The sequence below is a fragment of the Gallibacter intestinalis genome, assembly GCF_014982745.1.
Classification (GTDB): Bacteria; Bacillota; Clostridia; order Peptostreptococcales; family Anaerovoracaceae; genus Gallibacter; species Gallibacter intestinalis.
The window spans coordinates 77427-89623 of the sequence record NZ_JADCKA010000006.1; the positions used below are offsets into that span (position 1 = coordinate 77427).

Sequence of the window (12197 nt, forward strand, 5' to 3'; positions counted from 1 at the left end):
ATGCGCAAAAGGAGGCATGATATGTACAAGGAAGCAGTCAGAGCAGCGTGGACTGAAATCAATCTGTCAAATGCAGATTACAATATAAAACAGATAAAGCAAAAGATAGGAGATAAAACAAAAGTAATAGGGGTAATAAAAGCCGACGCATATGGTCACGGAGCTGTGAAAATTGCTGAGGTACTCAGAGAAAACGATATTAAAACCTTTGCAGTGGCAACCTTGCAGGAGTGTATCGTATTGAGAGAAGCAGGAGCCATGGAAGAGATAATAGTAATGGGCCTGACTCCAGAACTTTATGCAGAGGAAATTGTTAAATATAATGTGACCCCTGTTGTGGCATCATACGATAATGCAAAAGCCATTTCGGAGGCAGCAGAGCACCAGGGTATAGAAATAAGAGGTCTTATAGCTGCGGATACTGGAATGGGCCGTATAGGATATATGACGGATTCCGATGAAAATATAGATAAGGCCGTTGAGGAAGTTAAAAAAATAGCGGAGCTTACTAACTTTGAGATAATGGGACTGATTTCCCATTTCTCCATGTCAGAGGCTGAAGATGCAGAGTATGTAAAGCTTCAGGAGGAAAGATATTTTAGATTCAGAGATAGGCTACTGGCAGAGGGCATAAAACTTCCTCTGGAAACCTTTGCAAACAGCCCTGCCGTAATGGAAAATTCTAGTGTTTATCTGGATGCCGCAAGACCGGGAATCGTGCTCTATGGATACTATCCTTCAACGGAAATCGATAAAAGCCTTCTTGATATAAAGCCGGTAATGTCCGTAAAAGCAAATATCGTATATCTCAAGGAAGTGCCAGAAGGGTATTCATGCAGCTACGGCCGCAAGTTTATAGCGGAGAGAAAATCTGTCATAGGAACCCTTTCCATTGGATATGCTGATGGACTGCCAAGACCGTATTCTCCATATGGAAAGGTTATAGTTAACGGTCACATAGCGCCTATCGCAGGCAACATCTGCATGGATCAGTGCATGATAGATTTAACGGATGTTCCGGGAGTCAAAGTCGGAGATGAAGTTATAATAATGGGCTCTGACGGTAAAAATACCATATCTGCAGACGATATAGCCCAGGCGGTGGGAACTATAAATTATGAAATTCTTTGCGGATTTGGACAGAGATTACCTAAAGTATATGTGAGATAAAACCTAATAAAGATATAGTATATGAATTAAAAATATGATTAAGAAAAAACAGGTCAAACTCTTTGGCGACGCCAGATAAGGAAGTTTTTATGTAGGGTATGGTGTAACTCAGTAAAATGGGTTACACCATATCTTTTTGTTATGCTACGAAGCGGAAGTTTTGCGGGTTTTCTCGGATTTCTTCCATCGTAGCAAGAATTTCGTTTTCGGTCGGAATATCTATCATACCAACCGCAGCAAAGTAAATATCTACTTTCACACAACAATGACCGCTTGATTTATCGTTGTTATGGACTTCAATACGCTCAATCAGAGAATTTACAAGTGTCGGTGTGAGTTCGTTTATCTCGGTCATATCACGCAAGGTTTTTAACAGTAACCTTAAATCAACCGATTTTTGCTTTGCCTCCTGTATGGTTTGTCGGTTATCGGCAACTTCTTGTGTCAATGCCTTTTGTTCTTTTTCATAGTTTTGGAGCATTATTCTCGTGGAGTGAGATAAAAGTAACACCCAAAGAGGGATATACAATTTGAGTCAGTCTGCCTGCTTCAACCATCTCTCGACCGAAACGGGATAGGTCTTTAACGATAACCCTGCATATCTTGCCTTCTTCCACCATTTTCTGCATCTGCTGAAAACCGCCTCGCTCAAAGCTTGTGCCGGAAATACCGTCATCAACAAAAAACATCGTGTTTGTAAAGCCCTGCTTTTGGCAGTAATCTAACAGTATTTGCTTTTGAGACGAGATTTGTCAAGGTATGTTTTTGCAAAGGAGTGTGCAATTCGCATAGACAAGCAGCAAAAAGAGTGCTACAATAATGCTATTATCGATAATGGCATTATTATTTAGGGGCAAAGGGGGAAAACATGGCCAATAGGGATCATTCCCTGGATGATAGGATCATTCAGGCTGCTTATTCGGAATTTCTTGCTTACGGCTTTCAGAAAGCCTCTCTGCACAAGATCGCCGAAAAAGCCGGTGTTACTACGGGGGCAATCTACACAAGATACAAGAATAAAGACGCGTTGTTTGCCAGTCTGCTTCAGGATTTTTTTGAGACGATGCAGGTTCTCTTTGCTCCCATCGCGGAAGAATACGAAAAAGCAAAGCACAGCGCGCAGCCGGATGATATCCTCCGCGCCATAAACGCCGAAGAACAGGTATATTTTCAACTGCTGACCGAGCACTGCAATGACTGCACTTTATTTTTCTGCCGCAGCGATGGCAGCTCCATGGAAACCGTGCTGCATAAACTAATGGATCAAAAAGCGGAACAAACGGTGGAATTCTTTTCGCATATCTATGGGAAAGCGCCAAATGCCGATGCGATCCGTCTTTTGATGGGCTCACAGTTCTGGTACTTCCGCCAGCTGCTGGATCAGCATATGGAGGAAGGCAGAATGCTTACCTGCTTACAGGCAGTCCTTGATTTCACTAACGCTGGCTGGCGGCAGCTATGCGATACCTTGCAATAAATCCGAAAAGTTAATTCGGACGGTCCATCCGTCCGTTTCTTACGGCCGCTGGTTAGAGAAGGCTAACTAATAAGAAAAGAGTTTGCGATGATAGATTTTGAATTTGAATTTCAATATGCAGAAGAAAAGCAGCCCACCTTGCAAAAAGTCGGCGGCAGCATCCCAGCCGGACGCTGTGTGGTGCTCTGCGGCGGCAGCGGCTGCGGAAAGTCCACACTGCTACGGTGCATCAACGGATTAATCCCCCAGTTTTACGAGGGAGAGCTAAAAGGCTTTTGCCGCCTGAATGGGCAGGACACCGCCGGAATACGTATCGGCGAGATCGGCGAGTTGGCCGCCTCGGTCTTTCAGGATCCTCGCAGCCAGTTTTTCACCGTGAACAGCTCCAATGAAGTGGCCTTCGGTCTTGAAAATCACGGTCTGCCGCAAGATAAAATCCGACGGCGGGTAGACGAGGCCTTCCGGATCTTTCATCTGGAGCGGCTGAAGGATCGCAATGTCTACGAGTTGTCCAGCGGCGAGCGACAGCTCATCTCCATCTTGTCCGCGTGGGCAATGGACACAGATATTTTTCTGCTGGATGAGCCCACGGCCAATCTGGACTTTGCAGCCACGCAGCAGTTAAAAGAGATTCTGCTTGCCCTGAAAAAGCAGGGCAAAACGCTGCTGCTCAGCGAGCACCGACTCTACTATCTTGCCGACATTGCCGACGAATTTTGGGTCATGGCAAACGGCGAGATCAAAGGAAAATATACTGCCGCAGAGGCAAAGGCGTTTTCAGTGGAGCGGAGACAAACACTTTCTCTGCGCACGCTCGACCTTGCGGAGATCACCGTGCCGGAGAAAGAGCCGCTGCCGAAAACCGCGCCGACGGCGCTTGCCGTCTCAGATGTCTGCTATACATACTGCAGGAAGGCCGGAGATACCCTCTCTGGTGTCAGCTTTTCCGTCCGTGAGCATGAGATCGTCGGCCTTGTGGGCGCAAACGGCTGCGGCAAAACGACCATCGGCAAGCTGATTGCAGGGCTTTACCGCCCCTCCGGCGGCAGGATAATGCTTTTCGGAAAGTCGCAAAATCCAAAGCAGCTGCAAAAGCAAGTGCTGTTCATCCTTCAGGAGGCGGAGTTCCAGTTCTTCACAGGCTCCGTCCTGCACGAACTGCAATACGGCCATGCGGTGACACCGGAGTTTGAAGCAAAAACGGAAGCGCTGCTGAAAAGTATGGATATGTGGGACTGCCGCAACCGGCATCCCTTTTCCCTCTCCGGCGGGCAGATGCAGCGTCTGACGCTGATGATGGCGTATCTATCCGACAAGCCGATCGTCATACTGGACGAGCCGACAGCCGGACAGGACGCGGAAAGTCTGGAGCGGTGCGCAGCGCTGATCCGGGAGATGCGGAAAGAAAAGACTGTTCTCATCATCACCCACGACCCTGAGCTAATTGCAGGTGCGTGTGACCGCTGCATTGGGCTGTCGGATGGGCATGCAGAAATAGAATTTCCCGTTCATTCGGAACGAGATTTGCAAGCGGTACGGCAATATATGGAGCGCTTCCATCTTTCCAATGCTCCTGCGAAAAAACAGCATAAAGAACGATTCCACCCGGCAACGAAGCTGCTTTACTGGCTGGCCCTGCTGGTCGTGATCTCCACATCCAACAACCACTTAGTTTATGCCGTATATACGGCACTGATCCTGCTGACCGCAGCGGACGGCTGGCTCGGAACGGCGCTGGCAGGCGGGATGAGCTTTGGGCTGCTGTGGGCGGCAAACGCTCTGCTGCCAGGCACGGTGTTTTCCTTTATGCTGGTGCTGTTCCCGCGTATCATTGCCGTTGGCATTTCCATGCGGACGCTGATTGGGCGGAATGAAGCCAGCCGTACCCTAGCAGCGCTGCGCAATCTGCGCCTACCGGAGCGGCTGATCATGATCGTGGCGGTGATTTTCCGCTTCTTCCCCGTTCTGTCGGGAGACATGAAGTTGCTGCGGCAATCCATCCGCACCCGGGGCGCGTTCACATCGCCGCTTCAGAAGCTGCGAGCGCTGTCATCCTATATCGAAATACTGACCGTGCCGATGGCTTTGCGCGTTATCCGCATCGCCGAGACGCTGTCCGCCTCCGCCGAAACACGGGGCATCGACTTAACCCGCCGCAAAAGCAACTATCTGTCGCTTCGGTTTTCTGCGTGGGATGTTGTGTTCTGCGTCCTGCTGGCAGCATCGATCGCCGCCGGCCTTATCCTGTAATCGCCGCCTCTACGACGTTCAACCATATTTCATTCAAAAGGAGTCTTTACCATGAGTACTGCAAACCCCAATAAACTGAAAGTCAAGGACATCATCACCGTTGTCCTGCTGGCCCTTATCAATGTGGTCATTTTCTTCGCTAGCTCCGTCCTGTACGCAACGCCCATTACCATCATTCTGATGCCGGTATTTTTCTCCCTGCTGGAGGGCATCGTCTACTTCATCATCGGCACGAAGGTGAAAAAGCCCGGTGCGATCCTGATTTACAGTATCGTCCGTGCCATTATGGGTGGATACCTGCCGTACATCATCCTCTTTATTCTCTCCGGTGTCATTGCCGAGCTGCTGCTGTGGAAGATGGGCTACGGCAATGCGAAAGCTCTGACCGTCAGTTATGTCATCAATCAGGTGCTGGCCGCATTCGGCAGCACCATCATTCCCTATGCGATTGCTGCCAAGGCTATGGCGGATCAGATGGTCACTGATGGCCGTCAGGACGCCATTCTTGCCGCATCCCAGATGCTGCAGTCCTGGGTGTCTGTGGCGCTGGTGGCCGGTGTGATCGTGGCGGCCTTTATCGGCGCAATGATCGGCAAGAGGATCGTGAAAAAGCACCTTGCTGCGTAATGCAGTCGAAAGGAGTTCACCTTGTCACGGTACTGGACCGTTCCTCCGGCTGTTTTGCAAGAGGTGCGGGGAAAAAATCGCTAATCAAAAGGGATGCAGTGTTGCAGAAAGAGACGCTGGAATTCCGGTAACCGGCAATCGCTGTTGCCGCGGTAAAAGAAACTATATCGTAAAAGGACATCAGAGCGAAGCATCCAAACGCTGCGTTCTGATGTCCATTTTGCTTCATAGTATTTACAAAGGACGCTCACGAGGACGGCATTGAAGTCCGTGTGCAGGATCACGATGTATGGCTGACGCAAAAGGCGATCGGTCAGCTTTTTTATGTGGACAGAAGCGTTGTTACAAAGCACCTTAAAAATATTTATGAAAGCGGCGAATTGTCCGAAGATGCAACTTGTGCAAATTTTGCACAAGTTGCAGATAACGGGAAAACCTATCAATACAAATTCTATTCGCTGTCCGCTATTATCGCCGTCGGCTACCGTGTTAACTCCGGCAGGGCAACACAATTCCGGCAATGGGCAACAAAGGTGCTGGACACCTTTGCCAAGCAGGGATATGTCTTAGATAAAAGCAGGCTGATCAACGGCCAGATCTTCGATGAGGATTATTTTGACCATCTGATTTCCGGAATACAGGAAATCAGGGCCAGCGAGCGCCGTTTCTACCAGAAAATCACGGATATTTATGCTACTGCCGTTGATTACTCCGTTGACAGTCAGATAACAAAAGATTTTTTTGCGTCGGTACAGAACAAGATGCATTATGCCGTTCACGGAAATACCGCAGCGGAGGTTATTGTGGCAAGGGCTGACCACACAAAGGAACATATGGGATTGACTTCATGGCGCAACGCTCCCAATGGAAAGATTGTAAAAGCCGATGTTTCTATCGCAAAAAACTACTTGTCCGTTGATGAGATGTAGGAGCTAAACGAGATTGTCACGATGTATCTAGACTATGCCACAAGGCAGGCCAGGCGGCATATTCCCATGACAATGGCGGATTGGGCTTCCAAACTGGATGCGTTTCTGCAATTCAATGATGCTGAAATTTTGCAGGACAAGGGAAAGGTTACTGCCGCAATCGCCAAAGCCTTTGCAGAAAGTGAATTTGAGCAGTACCGGATTATCCAAGACCGTTTGTATCAGAGCGATTTTGACCGTCTTGCAGCCAGCGCAGAGAAAGAAGATTGATGAAGTGAAAAAATGCCCGTTATCAGCCATACAGCCGATAACGGGCATTCGATTAAGAGTATACAAGTTCCGTCAGTACAATTTCCTCTGCACGGTTGCGAATGCTGTTCATGCGGCGCACCCACTCCATCTGGTCGGCCGCTTTCAGCGCTTCGGTTACGCCTTCCTGCTTTGCCATAGCAGATACGATGCTTTCCATACGCTCATTGCAGGTTTGGTCGATTTCCGCCAAATGACAGCGCAAATTGCCTGACGTCAGCAGGTTTGTGTAAAGTATCCTTCGGTGTTCTTTCAGATAACGGCGGCGCATACGCCCGTATTTGCCGATTTGATTGTCGCCAGTGTCCGGCAGGGTGAGATTCGGGATGAGGTAATCTCCCTCCCGACGGTAAGTGCCGCCCATCTGTTCAAAAATAGTCTTTTCCATAATCTTAAACCTCCGTCATCTTTATTTTGAATTTTTTAATCGGTGCGTGAGCGAATTTGATAATCAGCTCATCAACAGCGTCCGTATATCTTCCGTCTGCTATTGTATCAAGAGAAATTCAAAATGACGAATGTGCGATTTTATTTTTGAACATAAAGAAAGACAGCGTAAAAAGCATTTCTGCCTTCTACACTGTCTTTCCGCCTTTGCAACGCCCGTAAAGCTTGTATCTGATGTGTTTTCAAATTACTTCATTTTGTGGTGCTAGCATTGGGAGAGACCTGTTTTATATTGCAGTTTCATAATGGAACTGTATTAACAATCCAGCACATGAATCATGGATTCATCTAAAATATCTTTAATATGATCGTCATCTAAGGCATAGTAAATCATACGACCATCTCGTCTTGAGCGAATAAGCTTAGCATTTCTGAGTGCCTTAAGCTGATGAGAAACTGCCGACTGACTCATATTAAGAATATCCGCCAGCTCGCTGACGCAAAATTCACCGTTTATAAGGGCTATAAGTATCTTAAGTCTTGTACCGTCACCCATCACTTTAAAAAAATCCGAAAGAGCGGTTATATCCTCTTCACCTGGAAAATTTACTTTTATCTTTTTTGTATTATTATCATTCATTTGCAACACCTCATTAGAATTATACTTGAATATTTGAACGAATGTCAAAATATTTTTAAGAAGTTATGTCAAACCTATTGACACTTGAACAGGTATTCAAGTATAATACAGACAAAGGAACACATGAATAGTTGTTCATATATTAAAATGAAATTAGACAGGAAAGGAACAGAATATGAAAAAGACATTCAAACTTATAGACTTGGATTGTGCTAATTGCGCAGCAAAGATGGAAAGAGAAGCGGCAAAAATAGAAGGAGTTAATGAGGTAACTTTTAACTTTATGACTCAGAAAATGAAGTTGGACGCCGAAGATGAAAGGTTCGATGAAATCCTAGATGAAATTGCAAAAGTTTGCAAAAAGGTTGAGCCTGATTGCCAGATAGTTAGATAATACTTTATAGCTTAGGGTGTATGAAATGAGTAGAAAGTTAAAAAAACTGTTAGTCAGAATAAGCATAGCGGCAGTTCTATTTTTGGCGGGAATGCTACTTCCTCTGCCTGTGTACGGAGGATTTGAAACAAATATTATACTCCTCGTGGCAGCATATCTATTGGTGGGTTACGATATTATACTAAAGGCGGCAACAAACATCGGTCATGGACAGGTATTTGATGAAAATTTCCTGATGACCATAGCGACATTTGCGGCCTTTGGAACCGGTGAAATCGCAGAGGGTGTAATGGTAATGCTACTTTATCAAGTCGGCGAGTGGTTTCAGCAGTATGCAGTGGGAAAATCCAGAAATTCAATTAGTGATTTAATGGATATAAGGCCGGACTATGCGCATCTTGTAAAGGATGGAGAAACGCAGACAGTGGATCCGGAGGATGTTGCTGTAGGAGATACGATCCTTATTAAAGCCGGCGAAAAGGTGCCTCTGGACGGAATTGTTAAAAAGGGCGAAAGTTTTTTGGACACTTCGGCGCTTACAGGGGAATCCGTACCGAGGAGAATAAGCGCAGGCGATGAAATATTAAGCGGATGTATAAACGGCAGCGGACTTCTTGAGATAGAGGTTTCAAAGGAATTCGAAGAGTCCACAGTATCCAAAATTTTGGATTTGGTTGAAAACGCCAGCAGCAGAAAGGCAAAGGCGGAAAACTTTATTACAAAGTTCGCTAAATACTATACTCCTATAGTTGTTTTCGGAGCCCTTGTTCTGGCTATAATACCGCCTCTTGCGGGAATAGGTCCAGGATTTCGTGAATGGATTATTAGAGCATGCACCTTCTTAGTAATTTCCTGCCCTTGTGCTCTTGTTATATCCGTACCTCTGGGATTTTTCGGAGGAATAGGCGGAGCGGCAAAGGAAGGAATCCTTATCAAGGGAAGCAACTTTATTGAAACCTTAGCTAATGTGGATACTGTTGTCTTTGATAAAACAGGAACCGTCACAAAGGGTACCTTTGAAGTGCAAAAAATACAAGCCTCTGATGGAGTGACAGAAGATTATGTTTTGGAATGTGCCGCATTGGCAGAAAGTCATTCCAGCCACCCTATCGCAGGCTCCCTTATAGCTGCATATAAAAATAGAACAGGCAAAGAACTGTCAGCGGAAAAAGTTTCAGATGTAAAAGAATTCAGTGGTATGGGAGTTGCAGCCGTCATAGACGGAGTTGAAGTATTTGCAGGAAACGATAAGCTGTCAGCACCGGATAAGGCCGCCGTAAAATTTGCCAATGTAGATGCAGCCGGAACTGTGGTGCATGTGGCATTAAAGGGTAAGTATCTCGGATATATTTTAATATCAGATGAAATTAAAGAAGGTGTAGCTGAAGCTATGACCGAACTTAAGAAAAATGGAGTGTCCGACCTTGTCATGCTCACAGGAGACAGAAAAAATATAGCTGAAAAGGTAGCTTCTTCAGTTGATATAGATACAGTATATTCTCAGCTTATGCCAGGAGATAAGGTGGATAAGGTCGAAGAACTCATTGCCGCTGAAGATAAAAAGTCAAAGGGCAAGCTGGCCTTTGTGGGAGATGGTATAAATGACGCACCTGTACTTTCCAGAGCCGATGTGGGCATAGCCATGGGAGGTCTAGGCAGCGATGCGGCCATAGAGGCAGCGGATGTCGTAATAATGGATGATAGACTTTCAAAGATAGCAAAGGCCATAGGCATTTCTAGACGTACCATAAGAATCGTCAGACAAAATATAGTCTTTGCACTGGGTGTAAAGGGCATATTCCTCGTGCTGGGAGCTCTTGGCTTTGCAAATTTGTGGGAGGCGGTATTCGCCGACGTGGGAGTTGCATTTATCGCCATACTTAATTCCATGAGAACCCTTTACCAGAGAGGATAAAAGTGCTATCATAATACGGTAAGTTAATATGGTTTTCCCGGGCGAGGAGCGTCGTTGGGGTTTTTACTGTAACGCTTTCTACTGCGTACGAAAAAAGAATTTGCGAGGGAACCCGTGTTCCGGGGTGAGAGGATGCCAGCAAGCATCGACCGCTAATGCAGCAAATAGCTGTCTATGTAGAGGAGGTAAAGTACAATGAAAAATGTCAATGTCCGCAAACTTGCTCTGGCAGGGATTCTTGTTGCGGTGGGTCTTATTTGCTCGCCGTTTTCTATTCCGGTGGGAGCATCAAGGTGTGCGCCGATTCAGCACTTTATTAACATTCTGTGCGGCGTATTTTTAGGGCCGAGCTACGGCGTCGGAACAGCCTTTGTTACAAGTCTTCTGAGGAATATAATGGGAACTGGTACTCTTTTGGCCTTCCCAGGATCCATGTGCGGAGCGTTCTTATGCGGAATACTGTATAAGTACAGTAAAAAATTGCCGTTGGCATATGCCGGAGAGCTTTTCGGAACTTCGGTTATCGGCGGTATATTAAGCTACCCTATAGCCGTTCTGATGATGGGTCAGGAAAGTGCAGTGTTCGGATTTGTATTCCCGTTCTTTGTATCTAGCTGCGGAGGTACAATACTGGCAATATTCCTGGTTACAGCCATGAAGAAGATGAAGGTGTTTGATGTATATCTAGGCAATCTGGACGAGCCGCAAAACGGACTAAGTCACAGCCACAGATAATTAAGCATAAACGCGATAATTTTTACGAACTGTCTAAAATATTAGGCAGTTCTTTTTTTAAATCCTTGACTTAAAGTGGGCTTTAAGGGGTAAGATAAAAACAGATAGATACTACATTAGGGAAAAAGAATAAGAAGGAGGAATTATTATGAGTAAAAGTGCAGTGGTGTTTTACACCTGGGGAGGTCAGGCAAAGACCATGGCCGAAGAAATAGCGAAACTTACAGGCGCAGATATTATAGAGGTAAAGCCTAAGACTCCGTACTCTGATAACTACAGCACCTGTGTAAAGGATGCAAAGAAAGAGATGGATGAAGGAAAGCTACCTGAGCTGACAGAAACGGATTTTGACATGAGTGCATACGATACCGTATATTTGGGAAGTCCAATCTGGTTCGGAACTATTGCGGCACCGATTGCAGCCTTTCTGACAGAGGTAGATCTGACAGGTAAAATCGTAAAGCCTTTCGTAACCCACGGAGGCGGTGGAAAGGGACATACGGATAAGGATGTAGCCGCCCTTTGTCCTGGCTCTGATGTAAAGCCGGCACTGGCGGTGTACGAAGGCGGTAAGAAGGAAGAAATCGAAGCTTGGGTTAGAGCCTAAAGATAATAAAACGCGAAAAAACAGGAAGCCACACTATGTAGCTTCCTGTTTTGATTTTATTAAAGTCGGTAAAAATCTGTAGTATTAGTTATTGGCTCTTTAACTTTTTTAGTGGTTGAACCCTAGCTTTAACTTTAATAGTGGTGTAATATTTGGTAATTTTAAAAGGAGTACAATGTGTATTTATGCACATCTGTACTCCTTTTCCCTTTCTATGATATAGTACCTTTTGCGAAACAACTAATACCAGAAAGGACATTTTCATATGATAAATACTATCATGAAGTTATTTAATTTGGAACATAAAATTATCAATGATATTGAAACTATCAGTGTTGATAATGAAATCTTTGTAATTATCTCTCTAAAAAAGAGGCTTTCTAAATGCCCTGTTTGTGGCTCTTTTAGCGACTTGACACATGATTACAGGCAAAGAACTCTTAATCATGCCATTTTGAACGGCAAAACTACACATATTATCTACAACAGGCGACGTTATCGTTGCACTTCATGCAGCAAAGTCTTTGCTGAAAACAATCCTTTCGTCTCCTCCGGTAGAAGATTATCTCGTTACACTATCATACGCATAATGAAAATGCTTAAAGATCCTCGCGTTACATTCTCTATGGCATCTGATATAGTTAATATCTCTATTACATCTGTCTTGCGTATTTTCGATGAATATGCCGGTATATCTACCACCTCTTTTCCCACTGTACTTTGTATTGATGAGGTATATACTTCCAAATATCGTCAA

Annotated in this window: 13 protein-coding genes and 1 pseudogene; 10 read left to right on the forward strand and 4 right to left on the reverse strand. The window is 45.4% G+C overall.

Annotated features, from left to right (window positions below; genetic code table 11):
* The first annotated feature begins 21 nt into the window (after nucleotides 1-21).
* Nucleotides 22-1170 carry an alanine racemase gene (alr, locus tag INF20_RS04840; RefSeq protein WP_226385253.1) on the forward strand — a complete coding sequence of 383 codons (1149 nt, stop codon included), beginning with the start codon at nucleotides 22-24 and terminating at the stop codon, nucleotides 1168-1170.
* A 139-nt stretch (nucleotides 1171-1309) separates the two neighbouring features.
* On the opposite strand, the gene INF20_RS04845 is transcribed toward alr, so the two are convergent.
* Together INF20_RS04845 and INF20_RS04850 are read right to left on the reverse strand one after the other, a co-directional pair.
* On the reverse strand, nucleotides 1310-1651 hold the full coding sequence (locus tag INF20_RS04845; protein ID WP_226385254.1) for a DUF4368 domain-containing protein: 342 nt from the start codon (nucleotides 1649-1651) through the stop codon (nucleotides 1310-1312).
* Entirely contained in the window at nucleotides 1635-1919 is a 285-nt protein-coding gene (locus INF20_RS04850) for a recombinase family protein (RefSeq protein WP_226385265.1), read from the reverse strand. The genes INF20_RS04845 and INF20_RS04850 overlap by 17 nt, the downstream gene beginning before the upstream one ends.
* Nucleotides 1920-2038: 119 nt before the next feature.
* Here INF20_RS04850 and INF20_RS04855 point away from each other — a divergent pair, with 119 nt between their 5' ends.
* The 4 genes and pseudogenes from INF20_RS04855 to INF20_RS04870 all read left to right on the forward strand — a co-directional run bounded on the left by INF20_RS04855 (nucleotide 2039) and on the right by INF20_RS04870 (nucleotide 6723).
* Nucleotides 2039-2647, forward strand: coding sequence for a TetR/AcrR family transcriptional regulator (locus tag INF20_RS04855; RefSeq protein WP_226385255.1), 609 nt, complete (start codon nucleotides 2039-2041; stop codon nucleotides 2645-2647).
* A gap of 87 nt (nucleotides 2648-2734) precedes the next feature.
* Nucleotides 2735-4897 (forward strand): ATP-binding cassette domain-containing protein, encoded by a 2163-nt coding sequence (locus INF20_RS04860; protein ID WP_226385256.1) that lies wholly within the window; start codon nucleotides 2735-2737, stop codon nucleotides 4895-4897.
* A 51-nt stretch (nucleotides 4898-4948) separates the two neighbouring features.
* A complete protein-coding gene (locus tag INF20_RS04865) occupies nucleotides 4949-5524 on the forward strand; it encodes an MptD family putative ECF transporter S component (RefSeq protein ID WP_226385257.1) in 576 nt (191 codons plus the stop codon).
* 227 nt (nucleotides 5525-5751) lie between these two features.
* Nucleotides 5752-6723, forward strand: a pseudogene (locus INF20_RS04870) (virulence RhuM family protein).
* A 52-nt stretch (nucleotides 6724-6775) separates the two neighbouring features.
* Here the strand turns inward: INF20_RS04870 and INF20_RS04875 are convergent.
* Together INF20_RS04875 and INF20_RS04880 are read right to left on the reverse strand one after the other, a co-directional pair.
* Nucleotides 6776-7150 carry a TnpV protein gene (locus tag INF20_RS04875; protein ID WP_404812919.1) on the reverse strand — a complete coding sequence of 125 codons (375 nt, stop codon included), beginning with the start codon at nucleotides 7148-7150 and terminating at the stop codon, nucleotides 6776-6778.
* A gap of 315 nt (nucleotides 7151-7465) precedes the next feature.
* On the reverse strand, nucleotides 7466-7789 hold the full coding sequence (locus INF20_RS04880; protein ID WP_226385258.1) for an ArsR/SmtB family transcription factor: 324 nt from the start codon (nucleotides 7787-7789) through the stop codon (nucleotides 7466-7468).
* Between the two features lie 175 nt (nucleotides 7790-7964).
* Here INF20_RS04880 and INF20_RS04885 point away from each other — a divergent pair, with 175 nt between their 5' ends.
* The 5 genes from INF20_RS04885 to INF20_RS04905 all read left to right on the forward strand — a co-directional run.
* Nucleotides 7965-8183 (forward strand): cation transporter, encoded by a 219-nt coding sequence (locus INF20_RS04885; RefSeq protein WP_226385259.1) that lies wholly within the window; start codon nucleotides 7965-7967, stop codon nucleotides 8181-8183.
* 25 nt (nucleotides 8184-8208) lie between these two features.
* The gene (locus tag INF20_RS04890; RefSeq protein WP_226385260.1) at nucleotides 8209-10098 is read left to right on the forward strand and encodes a heavy metal translocating P-type ATPase; all 1890 of its coding nucleotides are present in this window, start codon (nucleotides 8209-8211) and stop codon (nucleotides 10096-10098) included.
* Between the two features lie 195 nt (nucleotides 10099-10293).
* Complete coding sequence (thiW, locus tag INF20_RS04895) at nucleotides 10294-10833, forward strand: energy coupling factor transporter S component ThiW (RefSeq protein WP_226385261.1); 540 nt, start codon at nucleotides 10294-10296, stop codon at nucleotides 10831-10833.
* Nucleotides 10834-10981: 148 nt separating this feature from the next.
* Nucleotides 10982-11440: a flavodoxin gene (locus INF20_RS04900; protein ID WP_226385262.1), complete on the forward strand. Its 459-nt coding sequence runs from the start codon at nucleotides 10982-10984 to the stop codon at nucleotides 11438-11440.
* 265 nt (nucleotides 11441-11705) lie between these two features.
* Nucleotides 11706-12197 (forward strand): transposase family protein (locus tag INF20_RS04905; protein WP_226385263.1); only part of this gene is annotated, 492 nt, incomplete at its 3' end.